The 19,128-nt window shown below is 32.8% G+C and carries 13 protein-coding genes; 2 read left to right on the forward strand and 11 right to left on the reverse strand.

Features of this window, described 5'->3' with window-relative positions:
* The first annotated feature begins 33 nt into the window (after nt 1-33).
* Nucleotides 34-1,272 (forward strand): 3-deoxy-D-manno-octulosonic acid transferase, encoded by a 1,239-nt coding sequence (locus tag HNV10_RS08720; protein ID WP_173300951.1) that lies wholly within the window; start codon nt 34-36, stop codon nt 1,270-1,272.
* A gap of 2 nt (nt 1,273-1,274) precedes the next feature.
* Here the strand turns inward: HNV10_RS08720 and HNV10_RS08725 are convergent, their stop codons facing one another.
* Together HNV10_RS08725 and HNV10_RS08730 are read right to left on the reverse strand one after the other, a co-directional pair.
* A complete protein-coding gene (locus HNV10_RS08725) occupies nt 1,275-1,877 on the reverse strand; it encodes an alpha-ketoglutarate-dependent dioxygenase AlkB family protein (RefSeq protein ID WP_173300952.1) in 603 nt (200 codons plus the stop codon).
* Between the two features lie 8 nt (nt 1,878-1,885).
* A complete protein-coding gene (locus HNV10_RS08730) occupies nt 1,886-3,208 on the reverse strand; it encodes a M20/M25/M40 family metallo-hydrolase (RefSeq protein WP_173300953.1) in 1,323 nt (440 codons plus the stop codon).
* Between the two features lie 222 nt (nt 3,209-3,430).
* Here HNV10_RS08730 and HNV10_RS08735 point away from each other — a divergent pair, with 222 nt between their 5' ends.
* Nucleotides 3,431-3,856: a hypothetical protein gene (locus HNV10_RS08735; RefSeq protein ID WP_173300954.1), complete on the forward strand. Its 426-nt coding sequence runs from the start codon at nt 3,431-3,433 to the stop codon at nt 3,854-3,856.
* Between the two features lie 71 nt (nt 3,857-3,927).
* Here the strand turns inward: HNV10_RS08735 and HNV10_RS08740 are convergent, their stop codons facing one another.
* From HNV10_RS08740 to HNV10_RS08775, 9 genes are all read right to left on the reverse strand, one after another.
* Nucleotides 3,928-4,932 carry a LacI family DNA-binding transcriptional regulator gene (locus HNV10_RS08740; RefSeq protein WP_173300955.1) on the reverse strand — a complete coding sequence of 335 codons (1,005 nt, stop codon included), beginning with the start codon at nt 4,930-4,932 and terminating at the stop codon, nt 3,928-3,930.
* 77 nt (nt 4,933-5,009) lie between these two features.
* Nucleotides 5,010-7,247, reverse strand: a complete 2,238-nt coding sequence (locus HNV10_RS08745) for a T9SS type A sorting domain-containing protein (RefSeq protein ID WP_173300956.1) — start codon at nt 7,245-7,247, stop codon at nt 5,010-5,012.
* A gap of 382 nt (nt 7,248-7,629) precedes the next feature.
* Complete coding sequence (locus tag HNV10_RS17225; RefSeq protein ID WP_241695477.1) at nt 7,630-8,514, reverse strand: glycoside hydrolase family 17 protein; 885 nt, start codon at nt 8,512-8,514, stop codon at nt 7,630-7,632.
* A 24-nt stretch (nt 8,515-8,538) separates the two neighbouring features.
* Complete coding sequence (locus tag HNV10_RS17230; protein ID WP_241695478.1) at nt 8,539-9,954, reverse strand: MFS transporter; 1,416 nt, start codon at nt 9,952-9,954, stop codon at nt 8,539-8,541.
* A gap of 1 nt (nt 9,955) precedes the next feature.
* The gene (locus HNV10_RS08755) at nt 9,956-11,464 is read right to left on the reverse strand and encodes a glycoside hydrolase family 30 protein (RefSeq protein WP_173300957.1); all 1,509 of its coding nucleotides are present in this window, start codon (nt 11,462-11,464) and stop codon (nt 9,956-9,958) included.
* 7 nt (nt 11,465-11,471) lie between these two features.
* On the reverse strand, nt 11,472-12,527 hold the full coding sequence (locus HNV10_RS08760) for a glycoside hydrolase family 2 TIM barrel-domain containing protein (RefSeq protein ID WP_173300958.1): 1,056 nt from the start codon (nt 12,525-12,527) through the stop codon (nt 11,472-11,474).
* 2 nt (nt 12,528-12,529) lie between these two features.
* Complete coding sequence (locus HNV10_RS08765; protein WP_173300959.1) at nt 12,530-13,819, reverse strand: glycosyl hydrolase family 17 protein; 1,290 nt, start codon at nt 13,817-13,819, stop codon at nt 12,530-12,532.
* A gap of 15 nt (nt 13,820-13,834) precedes the next feature.
* A complete protein-coding gene (locus tag HNV10_RS08770; protein WP_173300960.1) occupies nt 13,835-17,296 on the reverse strand; it encodes a hypothetical protein in 3,462 nt (1,153 codons plus the stop codon).
* A gap of 160 nt (nt 17,297-17,456) precedes the next feature.
* Nucleotides 17,457-19,121, reverse strand: a complete 1,665-nt coding sequence (locus HNV10_RS08775) for a family 16 glycosylhydrolase (protein ID WP_194241028.1) — start codon at nt 19,119-19,121, stop codon at nt 17,457-17,459.
* Nucleotides 19,122-19,128: the final 7 nt, after the last annotated feature.

The following is a 19,128-nucleotide window of genomic DNA, read 5'->3' on the forward strand; positions in this document are numbered from 1 at the left end:
GAAAGAAATGTATTTTAGCACAAATATTTATTTTTGAAAGGACTCTACTCCATAGGAATTTACTTAGCAAGTTTTATCATTAAAATTGCGGCATTATTCAATTCTAAATTGAAGCAAGGTGTTGTTGGCAGAAAAGAAACGATTTCTAAACTAAAAAACAACATTAAACCTGAAGATAAAACCTTATGGTTTCATTGTGCATCGTTAGGAGAATACGAACAAGGTCTACCTGTTTTTGAAGCTCTAAAAGCTAAATTCCCAAAGTATAAAGTTATAATTTCATTCTTTTCTCCTTCTGGATATGAGGTAAGAAAAAACACTAAAATAGCAGATGTTGTTGTTTATCTGCCTTTAGATACTAAAACGAATGCCCAACAATTTTTAGACTTAGTGCATCCGGATTATATTTTGTTTGTTAAATATGAAATTTGGCCTAACTTTTTACACGAAATAAAAAAGCGCAACTTAAACGCCTTATTAATTTCGGCCGTTTTCAGAAAAGACCAATCCTTTTTTAAATGGTATGGTAGTTATACTAAATCTGCTTTATTTGGTTTCCGTCATATTTTTACTCAAGATGAAAACTCAAAGGTTTTACTTCAAAAAATAGGTTATTCTAATACTTCTGTTTCTGGAGATACGCGTTTTGACCGTGTTTCTAATCAACTAAATACAAAAAACACTGTATCGTTTATTGAAACATTTAAAGATGATAAACTATGTATGGTTTTTGGTAGCACGTGGCCAGAGGATGATAAATTATATCTCGATTTTATTAACACTACTAAAAATCCAGAAGTAAAATATATCATTGCGCCTCATAACATAAAAGCAAGTTATGTAGCTTCACTTAAATCGCAATTAAAGGTTAATACCATTTGCTTTTCTGAATTAGATGACACTAAAAACTTAAAAGACTACCAAGTCTTTATTTTAAATACTATTGGTTATCTAAGTAAAGTATACAGCTATGCAGACATTGCTTATGTTGGAGGTGGTGCTGGTACAACAGGGTTGCATAATATATTAGAACCAGCTGTATTTGGAATTCCTATTCTTATTGGAAAGAATTATGAAAAATTTCCAGAGGCAAAAACATTAATAGAATTAGGTGGTGTTACTAGTTTGGCAAGTGCTACAGCTTTCAATTCTTCTTTTAATGCGCTTATTACAGATAAAGTTTTAAGACAAAACAAAGGCGAAATAACCGCGTCTTTTATTAGAAAAAACAAAGGTGCTGTAAATAAAATTATGGCGTATTTTGAGTCTTAGAATTATAACTCAATTGTTCTAAACGTTAAATTTATTCTCGGTGTTTTTACTTTTTTAGTTGGTGGTAACCTATGCAACCAATGGATTTGTGTTTCTCCCTTCATTACCAACAAACTACCTTTTACAAGTTGTATTGAAACGTTTTGTTTTGTCTGCTTATGCTTAAAAGCAAATTTGCGCTCAGCACCAAAACTTAAGGAGGCGATAGCGCCATTTTTTTTTAAATCTTTTTCACCATCACTATGCCAAGCCATGCCTTCTTCACCAGAGTGATATAAGTTAAGTAAGCAAGAGTTAAACGTTCCTCCTGTTTTTTGTTCTACTAGTTTTTTAAGTTCTAAAAGTTCTTTATTCCAAGGTAAGGCTGATTTAGTCGTTTTAGAATAGGTATAATTAAATGGTTTATTTCCATACCAAGCCACTTTGCGTTTTGTAATAATTAATTTTCCAAAAATGATGGCTTTATCGTTTTCCCACTCTACATTTTCTAGTAATTTTTCATAATAATCTTGTGCCTGAACTATAGACATTATAGGACCATAATAATATACTTCTCCATCGAATGGTAAACGGTTTGCGGTTAATTCAGTATTAAATAAGTCCATTCTTCTATTTAAAATTTAGAATTAACTAATCTATACATTAAAACTGCCGTTATTTTTGCCTGTGTTGCCACAGTATTTAAATTGCCAGACTCCTTAATAGTATGGTCACCACCTCCTCCTGTAAGTCCTAGACCATCAATAGCCATATCTACATATGCAGATGTAAAAGAGATATCTGCTGCACCAGCATTTCTTGGATTTACGGCAGTTACAGTGCCAAAACCTAAATCTTCGCTAACCGTATTAAAATAACCTAAAAGCTTGGTATTCCCTTCCGTCAACGATAAAGGTGGATAACCACCAGGTGAAAATTCTAATATAGCATTTGTTTGCGGATAATTTTCTGAAACAATATTCTGCATGGTCGTTTTTGCTTTTTCTAACTGCTCTAAAGAAACCGCTCTTAAATCACCACGAACAATCGATTCTTGTGAGACTACATTGGTTTTACCAAACGCATGTCCACCTGTTCCGTCATCATCTTGCTTTATTTTAGTACCTCCAATTATAAAACCTGGATTAAACGTTAAATCTTTCTCTTTTGCTAATTGAAGATAAAACTCATTTAGTATTCTTGAAGTTTCATAAATAGCACCTGTACCAATTTTATCTGTAAACACTTGCGAAGAATGGGCTGGTTTGCCAGTAACCGTTAGCTTCCAATCGGTAGAACCTCTTCTGGCAACTACTATAGTTTTAGGGTTATTATCTCCGTTTTCAAAACCTAAAGCTATATCTGCTTTTTTCGCAGCTTCAATTAAATCCTTTTTTGAAAGCTCTAAAGGTTTTCCACTTTTTTCTTCATCACCAGTCATAATAATTTCAATAGACATATCATCTAAAACACCAGCTTCCTTTAAGGCCTTCATGGTTAAAATAATTATAACATCGCCTCCCTTCATGTCTGCAACACCAGGACCTTTCATTATAGAATCGTTTTGCATGGTGTATTCTTGCAACGGACTATCTAATTCAAAAACAGTATCTAAATGACCTATCATTAAAAACTTTGGTCCTTTCTTTCCTTTTCGGGTAGCAATTAAATGACCTGCTCTCCCATAAGCTTCGCCATTAGTTAATTGTGTTGTAAAACCTAGTTTATCTAATTCTTTTTTAAAGAGTTCACCAACTTCCATGACACCTTTAAAATTCATGGTGCCACTATTAATATTGACAGCTGTTTTAATTAATTCAATAGCATTATCAGAATACCTATCTACTGCTTTAATTATTTTTTGTTCCTTCCTAATGTTTTGAGAAAATCCAAAAAAAGAAATGCATAAAAATGCTCTAATGACTAAATTTTTGTAATTGAAGGTTGATATATACATATGTTTATAATATTGTAAATGTTATGGTTGGCAAATATTATTTCAATTAAAAGAAGAAAAGGATCAAAAGAATCTTAAAAAATAGTCTTAAAAATAGTCCAAACTCATATTTGCATACGTATATACAAAAATTGTGCGCAGAATAATTAAAAAATTTTGTTAAAATTACTTTGAAATTAGTATTTTCGTACATTAACTAAAATTAACACTAAAACTATTAAAATGAAAAAAGTTGTATTAAGTTTAGCACTAGTTGCTGTATTAGGTTTATCATTTACTTCTTGTAGAGAAACTGCTGAAAACGCTGCTAATGCTGTTGAAAACGCTGCTGATTCTGCTGGCGAAGCTGTAGGTGATGCTGCTGATGCTGTAGGTGACGCTGCTGAAGGAGCTGTTGATGCTGCTGGTGAGGCAGTTGATGCTGCAGGTGAAGCTGTGGGAGAAGCTGCTGATGGTGCTGTTGATGCTGCAGGTAATGCTGTAGACAGCGCAAAAGAAGCTGCTGGTGATGCAGTTGATTCTGTAAAAGATGCTGCTAATGACGCTGTTGATAGCGCTAAAGAAACTGGGAAAAATGCTGTCGATGCTGCTAAAAAAGCAGGAAGCGATGCTGTTGACAAAGCTGCTGATAAAGTTAAAGGTCTATAATATTCCTTTAATATCAATAAAAAAAGGTCTGATACTATCAGACCTTTTTTTATGCCTAAAAGTGGACGTTTTTATTTTACAGACTCGTTAAGTTTTAATTCACTCGGCACTACTATTGTTTGCCATTTCAAATCTTCATCATTAATAGTATCAATCAGTAATTTTGTTGACATTTCCCCTATTTTATGTGCCTTCTGATGAATAATTGAGATTTTTGGACTTGATAACAATTGAGTATGTTCATACCCAAAACCAACAACAGATAAATCTTCAGGAATATTTCTACCCAATTTTTTTGCCATATTAATAGCAACAATCCCAGTAACATGATCAACAGAAAGAATTGCATCAATTGCCACATTCTCCTTTAAATAATTATATATTCTCTTCTCAACATCCAAATCTACAGCATTGTCTAATTTTAAAATTTCTGGTTTTAAATTATGATCTTCTAATGCTTTTGTGTAGCCCTCAATTCTCAATTTTCCCACACTTAATTCTTCTATATTACTTACTAAAAGAATATTTTTTCTATGCTGATTAATAATTAAATGTTCTGTTGCTTCATAAACAGATTTAAAATCATCAACAATCACCTTATTACAATCAATATCATTTACAACGCGATCAAACATTAAAACAGGAAGTTTATTGTTTATAGTATCTTTAATATGACTGGTTTCATTTTTCACTTGACTTTCTCTAGCAACTGCCATTATAAAACCATCAACACTGCCATTGGATAGCAACTCAAGACTTCGTTTTTCTTTATGCAAGGTTTCATTAGAAAGACAAACAATAATATCATAATCATTATTTGTTGCAGCCATTTCAATGCCATGCAATACTTCAGCAAAAAACGGATTAGTTACTGTTGGTAGGATTACACCAATGGTTTTAGTTTTATTAGTTTTTAACTGTTGGGCTATTCTATTTGGTTTATAGTTGAGTTTAGTTGCCAATTCTTTAACTCGTATTCTAGTATTTTCACTAATTTCATGACTATCATTTAAAGCTTTGGAAACTGTAGAAACTGAAATATTTAATAAGGCAGCTAATTCTTTGAGTGTTGTCATTATTTAAATCTTTTATATAAAACAAGAAAGAGCGTATAATATACGCTCTTTAAAGTTGCTATTAAAAAAAATTTAAACTAGTTTTTAACAAGTTTAATAGTTTGAGTTCCATTAGCAGTTGTCAACTTAGCAAAATAAATTCCACTTTTTAAGGTTGAAGCATCAATTAATACTTCATTTTTGTTAGGTTTTAAAGTTATCACTTGCTTGCCTAAAACATCAAATACTTGAACTGAACTGATAGTTTGGTTTTTTGTTTTTACGTTCCAAATTAAATTAGTTGGATTTGGATATACAGTAAAGTCGTTAATTTCAAATTCATTTAATCCTAATGCTGTTCCGAAAGAAACATTATCAAAATAGTAAGTTTTTTCACCTGCAGTAGCACCATCTGTTCCAAAATTGAAGAATATTGATGCCATATCAAATGTATATGCTGGGTTTAATGCTGCCGTACCTGCTGCCTCATTATTAAAGTTAAACTCTAAAGTCTCCCATCCACCAGCTATAGTTGTCACAGCTTCTGTTTCACAAGTATGAGTATTGTCTGCATGATCTTCAACTTTTAGACGTACAGGAATACCTGCATCTGGAGACCAGACACTTACATACATTTTAGTATCTGTAGTTGTAAATGGTAATGCTGTAGCAAAACCTGTTGGCGTACTTATAGTAGTACCTGCCCAAGTTGCAGCACCAGAAGTTTTTATAGTTTGTATAACCATATTACCAGAATCTGTTGGGTCTACTACTAAAGTAGATGCATTACCACCAAAGTCTGTAACTGTATAGTTTGTAGTAGTCCCTTCAAAATCTACAGGATGGTTTATCTGAGACAATCCACCTGAAATATCAAATTGTTCTACATCATCAAAAAGAAATGTTGAATTTGCTGTACCATCTCCTAGATTACCAAAATCAAACATAAAAACCAAAGTATTAAAATCTGCAGGTTGCCCTGTAAAATCCCAAGTTAAGGTTTCCCAAGCACCAGAAACAGTTGTTAACTGATCAATTTCTGTTTGTCCATTGCCTTCTAATTTTAATTTAACAGTTGTACCAACAGGAGCTGTTGTGAACACTTTCATTGAAATACCTCCTTGCGCAGAGAAATCAAGGTTATTTGCTATTGTTATTTTACTACCTCCCCAAATTTGTCCACCATTTCTAACTATTTGTGCCACATTAGCGCTAGTATTAGGCGCAACTGATTGTGGATTGGCTATTACCGATGCAGTACCACCATCAAAGTCAACAAAATCTGTTGTTGTTGGTTCTGTTTCAAAATCGAATGGTAATGCTAATGCAGGACCAGTAGTACCATTATCAAATAAAGTAACATCATCAAAGTAATACGTAAAATTTGCGGTTCCATCTCCCATTGTTCCTAAATCAAAAATCACGACAATTTTATCATAGGTGTTAGCTGGTATCGATGAGTAGTCAAATACTAAAGTCTCCCAAGCATTTGTAGTTGTCATTGTCACTTCTTTTTCAAAATTAATTCCGGCATCACCAGAATTTTCAACCTTCATTAAAACTTTAGTATCTGCTTTTACTGAATATGCCTTCATTGAAAAGGTGTTATTTGCTGTAAAATCCATAGGTGCACTTAATACTAAGGAACTTCCTCCCCAAACTTGTCCGGCATTCTTAATCATTTGACCAACATTAGCCGAATTATTATCTGCATTACTCTGTGGATTTGCAATTGTAGTTACTTCACCACCATCAAAATCTACCCAAGTGGTCGCTATTTCAAAATCTAACGGTAAAGATGCAGTAGCTCCTGCTCCACCACCATTATCATATAATGTAATATCATCAAAATAATAAGTGAAATTTGCGGTTCCATCTCCCATTGTTCCTAAATCAAAAATCACAACAATTTTATCATAGGTATTTGCAGGAATTGCAGAATAATCAAACACCAAGGTTTCCCAAGTGTTAGTTGAAGTCATAGTCACTTCCTTTTCATAATTAATTCCAGCATCACCAGAATTCTCAACCTTCATTAACACTTTAGTGCCTGCTTTAACAGAATATGCTTTCATAGAAAAGGTATTATTAGTCGTAAAATCCATAGCAGAACTTAACACTAATGCACTTCCACCCCAAACTTGTCCAGCACTTTTTACCATCTGACCAACGTTTGCAGAATTATTATCTGCATTACTTTGTGGATTTGCAATAGTTGTTACGGCGCCTCCATCAAAATCAATCCAAGTTGTAGCGGATTCAAAATCTAATGGTAAAGTTTGAGAATATCCAAATGACAATGCCATTAAGAAAATAAATAATGTAATTTTTTTCATCTTTGTTGTATTTATTAATATTAGTTTAAAATTGCGATTGTAACACATAGAGAGTGTTTAAATTGCAATTATCTCAAATATACCACCAATAAATTGTTAAATTGACAAATGTCGCAATACCAAAACCATACATCATAAAAATTGTTGTGAAAAATATATAAACAGACCAAATCACCAGTAAATAAAGGGAATTGACGACTGCCAAAAAAAATACATATTATGGTACAATTATTAAAGCTACCTTAATGTAGTGGTAATGTTGTGGTATCTTATAGTAAGAATAAAAATATATAAAGAAAATAATTATGCAGAATATTACATTCGTCAAAAAATCGTAATGCAATCACAGACAGGTTTTAACATTGTCAATTTTAGTTGGTATCTAAAATTTAAGCTTTTCATCTTTATCCCAAATTCCCCAAAACGCACCAACATCTCCTTCTTTGTCTACTTTCCAAGATTCATCAAAAGAGGAGAAGTAAAACATTTCAATACCTTCTTCTTTAGACCATTGTTGGGAATTAATAAAATATTTTATAGCATTTTCTTCTGATGGATAAGCACCATATAGATTAGAGCCTTTATTTGGCCAGCCTGTTTCTGTTATTACAACTCTTTTTCCTTGACCTGCTTTTAAGGCTCTATTAAACATATCTTTCATATACAATAGAGCGTAATCTTGGTCGCAGCCTTCCCAAAAAGGATAACAATTTGCTAAAATTATATCACAAGCTTCTGTGATATTAGGACGGTCCGCAAACTCATAATAAGCATCTACATAACCAACTGGAACATTTTTAATTGAGTGTTTAACGCTATAAATATGCGCAATCAATTCTTCTTCTGTTAAATCTCCTCGATACATCACTTCGTTACCTACTGCAGCAATATCAACATAACCATGATTTGACAACTCAATTAATCCATTAATTTCCTTCTTGTTCATTTCCTTATCATCACCTAACCACGCACCAACTAATGTTTTTAAGCCATATTCTTTAGCTATTTTTGGAATCAACTCATTACCTTCCGTACAAGAGAATGAACGAATCCATTTTGTGTAAGGCGCTATAATTTCTATTCGTCTTCTAATTTGTGCTTCTGAGAGTTCGTCACCAGGTTCTTGACCTTCCAAATATGGACTAAAACAAAGTCCATGTGTGCCTTGAGACAAATATTGTTTATACAGTTGTTTTAACTCATTTATATCTTTATGAGCACATTCCGTAGATCCTAACGCAAAAAATTTTTCTTCTCTAATAGACATAGTTCAGTACTTTATTCTGATATCTTAACTAGATACAGGATTACGACTATCTAATTCTGCTCTAATTTCATTAGAACGCTTTTCAGTTAAATCGTAATTACGCATTATATACATTGCAGCCAGTGTTCCTAATATTGGAAATCCTGTAAAAAAGAATCTTAAACCTATAATTGCACCATCTGTTTGTACATCCGCAGCAGAATCAAACCCAATAATTGATAAAATTGCGCCACTTAATCCACCTGCAATTCCGAAACCAAATTTTACCATCCACCAATATATAGCACCAAAAACACCTTCGCGACGTTTTCCTGTATTTAGCTCATCTAAATCAATTACATCTGCAGTCATTGACATCATAAGTGTAAATAATCCACCTATTCCAAAAGAGAAAAATGGTAACGCAATTAGAAACATGTAAGGTTTTCCTGGAATAAATAAGAACCATAGCATTATATAACCAACTACAGATATGGCTTGAGATACCATAAATGCTTTTTTCTTTCCTAATAATTTAGACATCTTTGCAACAATAGGAATCACTAAAAACGTAGTTACTAAAGCACCAACACTACCAAATAAAGTTGGCCAAATACCAGCAGCTGATGCATCTCCATTAAAAAGGTAATACACAATTATAAAGAAGGTAAAACTTGCAACGGTATTAAATGCATTAAACACAAAAAATGTGGCAAAACATAACTTTTTAAATGGAGCTGATTTAAATGCTTCAACAAAATTATTACCAATTTCTTTTAAACTACCTCCAATATTTTTAATGGTTAGTTCCGAATAATTTTCATTAACTGTTGACCTACTTTTAATAAAAACAGCTGGAACCATAGCACAAATAGCGAATATAATTCCGACCCAAACTGCTAATTCTCTTACAGCAACATCTGCAGTAGCATACCATTCTGGATCGTACATAATAACCCAAAACCAAGGTGCAATTACCCAAGCCCATTGTCCGATCCACTGCGCAACAGCCATGATACTCGTACGCTCATGAAAATCATCACTCATTTCATAACCCATTGCAACATAAGGCACACTAAAAATGGTTAAACCCAAATAAAATACAAATGACCATAATAAGAAATACCAAAAGTTATAATCGAGTGAATTTTCTCTAAACAGTTGCCACATAACTACAAATGCAATTCCCATTACAACCGCACCAATAAAAACATATTGACGACGTCTTCCCCAACGCGATTTAGTATTATCTGAAATGTAACCCATTATAGGGTCTGTAATGGCATCAAATAATCTAGGGACTAAGGAAATAATTCCCCACATCCAGCCAGGAAATCCCAAATCTTGTACCAAAACCACAATAAATATTCCAATTACCGCAGGAAACATTTGATTGGCAAGCATCCCTATTCCAAATGCAATCTTTTGACTTAACGGAAGCTTATTGGCTAATGTGGACATATTATTTAGATTTTGTTGGAATTAATATAGTTTGAATAGCCTGTCCGTTTATTTTAACTTTTACAGTTTCTTCACCAAGCATTAACGTAAAGTCTTTATACGTTTTACCTTCGTTGAATAATACAACAGCAATTGAACCATCTGGATTTATTGCTGCTGTCACCATTAAATCGGCATCAGCATTTTCTACACCAATAACTTCTGCTCCTGGTCTTATGTATTTACTAAAATGAGCCATAGTGTAATACAATGGTGTGAAGTACACCTCATCAGCTACTGGGTCTACAATGACTGGTGCAACACACCAATTCTCAAACCAGTTTGGGCCACCTTGTTTATCTAAAACCATGTTCCAATCTACCCAACCATCTACCCAATTATTAAGGCAACCAATGATATCTCTTGCATAACGATTTACTGGTGCATATTTTGGGTGTAAATGTTTGTCTTTTGGCGAAGCCCAATCCCAACCCCAATCTGTAGCTTCTTTTTTCCAATACCAAGCATCATCTTGCCATTTCGGAATTTCAGAATCTACACAACCTTCAGTTTCAATAAGATATTTATTTGGTGCTTTGTTGTACGCATATTGTAATTCTTTTGGCAAATAATCAAAGGTGCTCTCGTACCAATGAATGGCTAATCCATCAAAATACTTAGAGGAGGCTTCATCTTTATACATTTCATCTACCCATTCTTTTATACCTTTTCTATTCTGGTCATAGCCTAAGATATTAACGTCTCCAAAACCATCTGCCTCTAATTTAGGTCCTAAATGATTTTGTACAAAATTCGTTTCTTCTTCTGGCGAAAAGTGCATACTTTCCCAATTGTACCCGTTTCCGTGCGGCTCATTAACTGGTGTTAATCCCCAAATATCAATACCTTCAGCTTTATAAGCTTCTAAATATTTTGAAAAATAAAGTGCGAATACATCATAATATTTTGGCAATAATTTTCCGCCAACGTATGCCTTATTATCTTTCATCCAAGGTGGTGAAGACCAAGGTGAAGAAATAATTTTAAACCCATCTTGAGAAATGGCCTGAGCCCCTTTTATCATAGGAATTAAATCATCACGGTCCTCTTCAATATTGAAGCTTTTCAATTCCATATCATCTGCCTCTGGTGCGTAAGTATAATTATTTAATGAAAAATCACAAGACGCAATATGAGTCCTTGTTAATGAATAACGTGCACCATCTTCAGCAAAATAAGCTTGAAGAATAGTATCGCGATTCCTTTTACTCAACTTGTTTAATAAATAAGCTGAAGATTCCGTAAACGAACCACCAAAACCTGTTATAGTTTGAAATTTTTGTTCTGGTAATAATTTTATAACCGCTGAAGAATCTACTTTAGTAAACTCGGTAATTCTAGTGAGTTTATTCCCGCTTTCTGAAGTTTCATAAACCTCAACATTTAAGTTTTTACTTTCTTTTTTTTCAGAATTACAACTCATTACAGTAAAAATTAAGAGTGCTAATATGCTATATCTTATCGTTTTCATGTGTTTTTTAATTAGTTGTTTTATTTACATTAGTATAAATGTCTTTAACAACATCATATACTTTTTTCTTATTTCTATCAATATCTACAATACCCCAAAACTCTTCATTTGGGCTACCATCAAAAGGGACACCTGTACTATTTGGTGCAGTTCCGCCTGTATCTTGGACGTTATTGTTTCCGGCTTTCCACCAACCATCTGTAAATTGAAATAACGTGACTCCAGAACAAATATCTTGACCTTTAAAAGTTGCCTTTAAAATAATATCTGTAGCATCCGCTTGCGCTAATTCATTTACACCTTGTACATAGCCATCTTTAGCAATTTGCATGTAGCTGTCAGCTCCCGTTTCTGATAAATACATTGGTTTATCACTGACTTCTTTCCACTCTTTAAAAATAGTTTCTGGTCTAACTGAACGGTACACATTCATTCCCCAAACATCAATATTCGGGCTCATAGAGCGTGCTAATTCTTTTGGCAAATCGCCATGTGCTGTAGTAACAGGATGCAAAAGGTCATTTTCATGTATTAAAGCAGCAGCATTATTCATTGCTGTGTACCAGTTTTTAATATCACCATCAAACCATTCTGGATGATAATTGTATTCGTTACCTAATTCCCACATTAAAATAGCATTATGGGATTTGTATTTATTGACATAATCAATAAATGAACCTGAAACAATATCATTTTTACCACCTTGATTGTAACCAAACCCAATTATTACTTTTAAACCTGCTTTATTTATTTCATCTAAAACATGTTCTTCTTCAATTGGCGCATACACTCTAATGGTATTAATTCCGGCCTCGACCATGAGTTTTAAATCTTGTATCAAAGTCCCAAAATCTCTTTTAGTAGATGCTCCTTTTGGTACTGGATGATAGCAGATACCTTTTATTAAATAAGATTCATCATTTACCATTAATTGTCTCCCAGAAACTGATACAACATCAATTACTTGTGCTTCAGGATTAACTGAAGTAATAGCTTTTTTAGGTTCATTTTTACACGATAAAAAAGCAATAAAACTTATGGCTATGACTACTATTTTTTTCATTATTAATCTCTTGGATAATCTGTATTTGGTACTAAAACCTCTTTCATCAATGCTTCTAAATTCCCATTATAAGTTTTAGTAATGGGTTTTCCATCTCTTTTTAAACCATTAAATGTGCCATCATCTACTAAATTCCATAATGGATATTTGGCTTCACTTTTTAAGTTAATTAACCCAAAATGATTTTCGGAACCTAGTTCATGCTCTGCATCTTTCCATTGTTCATCAAAAGCTTCAAAATAAAAAACTGAGATGTTTTCTTGTTTGGTCCAATTACGAATATGTTTATAATACAATCCTTGTTTATATTCGTCTGTTGCTCTAGAACCATTTTTACCATAATGACCTCCAGAAATTGATGCCCAACCAGTCTCACCGATGTGAATAGGTTTATTGACTCCGATACTTTTCATGTAATTTGAAACCGAATCGTATTGCATTTTGGCAAAATCTAATGCACGCAACATAGCTGCATCAATTTTTTCTTTATCAGTTAAGCTTTCTTCACTTTCAGGAACTTTCCAGAATTCTGGATTGTAATGTGAATTATGATAAGCATACGTATGCATAGAAACATAATCTACAGCATGCGCTAACTTCTCTAAATCTTCTGTATGATAGATTGAATCGCCTCCTCCCCAAGATGAATAATCATCTGAGCTAGTAATCCATAAATCTTTTGGTAAGTCTCCTTTTTGTTTTAAATCTTGAAGATGCTTAACCCATTTTAAGATAATCCAAGGTTCTACATAATAGGAAGTTGCCCATTTTACCATGGCTTCATTACCAACGGCAAGAATTTTCACGATGTCTGGATATTGTTTTGCTAATTCAACTGCGGTTTTTACTTCAACCGGATTTCGTTCACTTTCTTGATTATGATCTGGCTCTCCGTTTTCCCAATTGAATGCGCTTTTACAATCAATCCAAATACCGAGCATTACGTACATCTCAAATTCTGGATCTTCAACTTTTAATTCATCTATTGCTTTTAAAAGATTTGCCGCTTGGTCAAAGTGCACATTATAGGTTCTCAGCACTTTTACACCCATTGCGCTTAAGATTTTCATATCTTCCTTAAGCTCTAGAATTGTTGGTTGAATATTTCTATCCTTTTGTCTATAACCACCGTAAGAAATCGCTAAATAATCTGGATTTCCTAATATCTCTTTTGCATTCACAACTAGTTCTTCTTTAGCAGGTTCTTCCTTACTCTCTTTTTTTTCATCATTGCATGAAAACATAAATAGTATTACAAAAACAAAAACCGATAATTTTAAACTCTTATTCATGCTTAGTGTTTTTAATTACTTTTTTACAGATACAATAATTTGATTCACTTCTCCAGTACGATTGAAAATTTTATCGCTTGTTGTTTCATCAAGTTTTAAATCATCAAACTTAGAAGTTGAACCATCATTAAATATAACTTCAATTGAATTTTTATTTTGAAGCTGATATATTACAGGTACTTGGCAATATGTAAAACAAAGTGAATCTTTTTCTAAAGGAATTGTTTTTAACTCCTTATCGATAGCTGTGTATTTGAATGTTTTTGCTTCGCTTAAAAACTCTTCAGTTCTTAAAAGTCTTGGATTAAAAAACAGTTTTCCGTCCTCAACAAAAACACCTAATTCTCCAAAACGACACAATACATCTTCTTTAACCTGACCTGTCATACCTGGTTGCTGCGCACCTTTTCCTCCTGGAGTATGAGAGTAAGGGTCTGTAGGAAATGCACCATATAACTCTGGTGATTTATGCACTCCAATACCTTCATTAATTTCGTAATAATGTTCTAATAGTCTGCCTATAGTTTCTTCGCTTTCATTATTTGCTACTGCCAATAAACAATTTTCTTGAGTAGCTAATAATAACTTAGATACCATATGCCAATAAATAGACCCTAAACCTTCATAACCATAGAATGTACCTGAACGACCTGTGAAAGATTTATGGTCAAACATCTCTTCAAAAATGTCTAATAATAACGTTTTATCAGATGCAATTAAATCATCATATTTGCCTTCTGGCAGTTGGTTAATAGCCGTTTTTAAACTATCTGCGTTATTAAAATTACCGTTAAAATGATATCCTCCTAAAACATCTTTTTCTATAATCTGAGTATTACCATCAGCAATTAATTGCTTTAATAATTTTGATTTTTCTACAGACTTAGTAGGAATATTATTTTTATCAACAAAGCGTGATAATTGTTTGTTTGGATATAAAATATAGCTGTACTGATCTTCTCTAAAAAGCGCACTTGCCTTTAATCCATCTAATAAACTTAAAGCTTCTTTTGGATTTAAATAACCAGAACTTAATACAGCAACTTGACCTTCTAACATTTCTGGTAAGTATGAAATGGATACTTCCGTATCATTTTCTACCGTCATTAAGTTATAAGCATGATATAAGTTATCTGCTCTTTTGTTCGCTTTAATTGTATGATCTAAATACTGCTTTAATACTGTGAAGAATTCTAACAAATCAGTTTTTGTAATTAATTCTTTATCACTTGTAAAACCTACTTCATATATTTTTAATCTGTAATCACTACCAGCAGTGCCCAATCCATCTAAAATGGTTTTTCTTTCTTTATCAGATATTTTTCCTGCTAATACCTTTACATTATCATTTAATGTTGATACAACACCTTCAAAAAACGTTTTTAATTCAACTGAAAGATTGTATTCTGAACTTGAAGAATCTTGTACAATGCCTTCAAAGAAATTAATGAATCGTCTTAGGTAATATAAGGTTACCATAGAGACACCATTACCAACTAATGCGTTATTGGCATCATTCCACTCTGGTCGTTGGGTGTTTAACCAAATTCCACCTTCCGGAATAAAGTTAGATACTTTAGCTAAAACAGTTGCTAGTAACTTTTCTGTTAAATTAACTTTATGAATAAAGTAATTTTGGTCTCTTAATAATGCTCCATCTGCACCTAATCTTTCTTTAACCGTGTTGATTTTTTTATCTAATTCATAATCAAAATCGATGGTATCTTTCGGATTCTTTAAAGTATCTTGATAACTCTTAATTTTATAAGGCACGTTAGCATACACAAATACATCTTGAGTAAAGCTGTTTGCTAATTTATGAGGATAATGCTTCTCTATAAACTCTAAAAACTTGAGTAAATATATAATTTGATGGTCGCCCCAATATCCAATGTAAGACCATGGATCATCTGCCTCAATAGTTTCCCAATCAAAACCATCTTTAGTTACTCGATAAGGATTGTAGCCTTCAAAAGTTGTGGCATTAAAAAACTTATAAATCATTCCTTCCATAAAAGCTGGGTAAGAATGTGCAAGGGTTTCCCAATTCTGAAAAATATCTCTCCAGTTCCCTTGGTAGTCTAATATTTTAGAACCGTCAATTTCGCTACGTGTGTTAATAGAAAATTTATTCCAAGGTCTACTTGGGTCACCGTGTCTTCTACTAAATTTTAATGGTAAATATTCGTAGCATAATCTTTTAAAATTGCTATCGTCATCTTGATCAGCAATATCTTTAATATAATCTACATTGAAGATTTTAGGTAAACTATTTAAAATAGCTTCTTTACTTTTTGAAACTTTAACATTGGCCTTAGCCATATATTTTACAAAATCTTCTTTTTCTATTTTATAGTCATCATCAAAAATCCCGCCTCTCATAATATTAAAAAGCGTGTTTGCAAAATGTCTAGTGTCTCTTAATTTATCATCTGTTAACTCAACACCATCTGAAGCACCAACCAATTCTATTAGATTTTTTGTACCTGTATCAATATCTTTCTGTACAAGTTCTTTTAGATTTGAGTTGTTTTTTATTTTTTCAGAAATACTATTTATATCACTTATAGTTTGGTTAACCTCTGCAATAAACATCCAACTTTTTTCTACATTTGGATTTAGACTTAAATCCTTAGAAATAAAGTATGCTCCTTTTTCTGCTCTAATATCTTTTTCTTCTGTAATCGTTTTACCATTTCTAAACCCATCTAATTGTAAAGATGAAATTAAATGTATTGGGTTTTCTAATCCTGAAAACCATACCGTATTTGCTTTTAAAGCTTCACTTGGCTCTGCTTTATCAACAATTATGGCACTTAAGGCAAAAATTCCAATACCAGAATCTGATTCTAATTCGCACTTTTTGTAAGCATCAATTAAATTACTTGTAGCATTTTGAAAATCTGAAGCTAATCCATAAGGCAGAATATTTTGAATACCATCTAAAACCGTAACATCTACTTTTTCACTAGAAATATTAATAATATTAGCTTTTCTAACAAAACCATACGCATCACTAGAATTCCATTGATATCTATAAATCAGTCCTAGGTCTTTATTGATTTCTTCAAAAACAACTTTATTTCCATAACTATTTTTATACAGGTTTCTTTGAGTATCATAAACACCTTGATATTTATTTGAAAAAGGCTCCCACAAAAACGTCTTACCATCTTTATGCACCTGAATAATCGTTTTACTCCCAGTTGTCTCTAATGATTCAGTGATTTTATCATCTGTATAATAAGGAAACAATGCATTATTTGCATTTTTTCTACCTGCAGTTAACGCTCCATTACTAGAAATAAATAACCAATGGTTAGAATTACTAACAAGACTCATAAAAAATGGTCTCATTTTATCACTGTTTGATATTTTATAATAGTCTTCATTATAAAGTGACACAAGTTCTCCTTTGACATCTAATTGTTCGTTTGAAGCTATTTTGTTTCCTATGTAGATTGGATTTTTTGTCATTGTTTTAAAAGAAATTTCTAATGGAAAATATTGTGCTCTTTTGAGTAATTAACTCTCTATTTAGCACAAATTAAGTGATTTTTATGCGCTTATAATAAAAGGTCGAGTACATGATAACTCGACCTTAAATAATTTATATACTCTAATAATTGTTTGTGTTTTATTGATATACTCTAATATAATCTACTTCCATAGAATCTTCTGTAAAAGCAGGATCAATAGTACCTCCTAAAGTTCCACCCATAGCAATATTCATTATAAAAAAGAAGTCCTTATCGTAAAATGGTAAATCCTCACTATTTGTTAATGTATAATATGCAGTACCATCAACAAATATTCGTAAAGATTCCTCTGTCCACTCTAATGAATACACATGGAATTCTGATGTAGAATCTGCAACTTCTGTAATTTCACCGTAGCTAGCACCAGCATTTGTTCCACTATCAAACCAATGACACGTCCCTAATATATTAGTCTTATTATCACCTGTTTGTTCCATAATATCAATTTCACCACAAGCAGGCCATCCTACATCCGAAAAATTGGCACCCAACATCCAAAGTGCTGGCCAAGTCCCTTGAGAAGAAGGTAACTTTGCTCTAATCTCAACTCTTCCATATGTAAACTCTTGTAAGCCTTGAGATTTTAATCTTGTAGATGTATATCCTCCTGAGCCATCAGCTTTAGCCGTAATTTTTAATACGCCGTCTTGTACACTTACATTTTCAGCATTATCTGTATAAGTTTGTACTTCCTGATTTCCCCAGCCACCAGCGCCAAGATCGTATGTCCAGTTTGCAGAATCTGGTGCTCCATTTGTGTCAAATTCATCTGACCAAGTGAGTGTTGGAAAATCATCTACTTCAAACGGGTTTTGAGTTTGAAACTTAGCATACCAAGCATAACCTCCACCTTCTTGAATAAACCTTACTTGCATTTCAGTTTCGCTAATAGAAATAATATCATATTCTACAGAACCTACATACCAACCCATAAATCCGCCATCAGAGATTGAAAAACTCGATTGTCTATATGGTTGATCATTATATGTTCCTTCAAGCGCTGCCATAGAAGAAGATGGAAAAAAAGAAACATCCTTAACTCCAAACATTGAAGGTATCACAGTTTCATCATAACAAGTATCACCTGTTGCAACACCAAGAATATCTGCATAAGTACCAGGAACAAATGCTGGACCGACAGTCTGTTCAAACGTTAATCCATCTGCTGTTTTAGTAAAAACAAATTCATTGGTGTACATACATGACTTTTCTTCATCAAAAGGTTGAATAGCATTCCACCATGCCTCATAAGCAAATTCTCCATTACCATAATCTTCATCAACAGGTCCTAAACCTACGTGAAGTGCAACGTTTGCTGCCCAATACCATGTTTTACTATCACCTACATTAGCACCACTTAAAAAAGTTTCTGCTTCAGGATCAGTAAAAGAACTATAAAGCTCTATTTCTAATGCTGTACTTGACATGGTACCTCCAGTACCTATTGCACTTACAACTACTGTAAATGGGTTTACACCAACACTCGTGTATCTATGTGTTACGGTTCCATTAGGCGCTACTTCACTAGTACCATCGCCAAAATCAAATTTATAACTTATTTCATCGTCAGCTGTAGCCACAAAATTCACAAAACCAGTTCCGTCTCCATAAGGGTTATCAGTATCTTGACCAACTATTTCTGCTGTTATTGTTACATTTTTTGGTGCAGTTATATCACCAAATGATATGTCATCCTCTTGACAAGAAGTAAATAACAATACAACTCCTAAAATTGACAAGAATAAATATTTTATATTTTTCATGTTTTTC

Origin of the sequence: Winogradskyella litoriviva, from assembly GCF_013249065.1 — a bacterium.
Classification (GTDB): Bacteria; Bacteroidota; Bacteroidia; order Flavobacteriales; family Flavobacteriaceae; genus Winogradskyella; species Winogradskyella litoriviva.

Excerpts from the sequence above, each read along its gene's own strand:
- HNV10_RS08765 (WP_173300959.1), bottom strand. The coding sequence starts at position 13,819 with ATGAATAAGAGTTTAAAATTATCGGTTTTTGTTTTTGTAATACTATTT.
- HNV10_RS08740 (WP_173300955.1), bottom strand. The coding sequence starts at position 4,932 with ATGACAACACTCAAAGAATTAGCTGCCTTATTAAATATTTCAGTTTCT.
- HNV10_RS08730 (WP_173300953.1), bottom strand. The coding sequence starts at position 3,208 with ATGTATATATCAACCTTCAATTACAAAAATTTAGTCATTAGAGCATTT.
- HNV10_RS08775 (WP_194241028.1), bottom strand. The coding sequence starts at position 19,121 with ATGAAAAATATAAAATATTTATTCTTGTCAATTTTAGGAGTTGTATTG.
- HNV10_RS08755 (WP_173300957.1), bottom strand. The coding sequence starts at position 11,464 with ATGAAAACGATAAGATATAGCATATTAGCACTCTTAATTTTTACTGTA.
- HNV10_RS08725 (WP_173300952.1), bottom strand. The coding sequence starts at position 1,877 with ATGGACTTATTTAATACTGAATTAACCGCAAACCGTTTACCATTCGAT.
- HNV10_RS08735 (WP_173300954.1), top strand. The coding sequence starts at position 3,431 with ATGAAAAAAGTTGTATTAAGTTTAGCACTAGTTGCTGTATTAGGTTTA.
- HNV10_RS17225 (WP_241695477.1), bottom strand. The coding sequence starts at position 8,514 with ATGTCTATTAGAGAAGAAAAATTTTTTGCGTTAGGATCTACGGAATGT.
- HNV10_RS08745 (WP_173300956.1), bottom strand. The coding sequence starts at position 7,247 with ATGAAAAAAATTACATTATTTATTTTCTTAATGGCATTGTCATTTGGA.
- HNV10_RS08760 (WP_173300958.1), bottom strand. The coding sequence starts at position 12,527 with ATGAAAAAAATAGTAGTCATAGCCATAAGTTTTATTGCTTTTTTATCG.
- HNV10_RS08770 (WP_173300960.1), bottom strand. The coding sequence starts at position 17,296 with ATGACAAAAAATCCAATCTACATAGGAAACAAAATAGCTTCAAACGAA.
- HNV10_RS17230 (WP_241695478.1), bottom strand. The coding sequence starts at position 9,954 with ATGTCCACATTAGCCAATAAGCTTCCGTTAAGTCAAAAGATTGCATTT.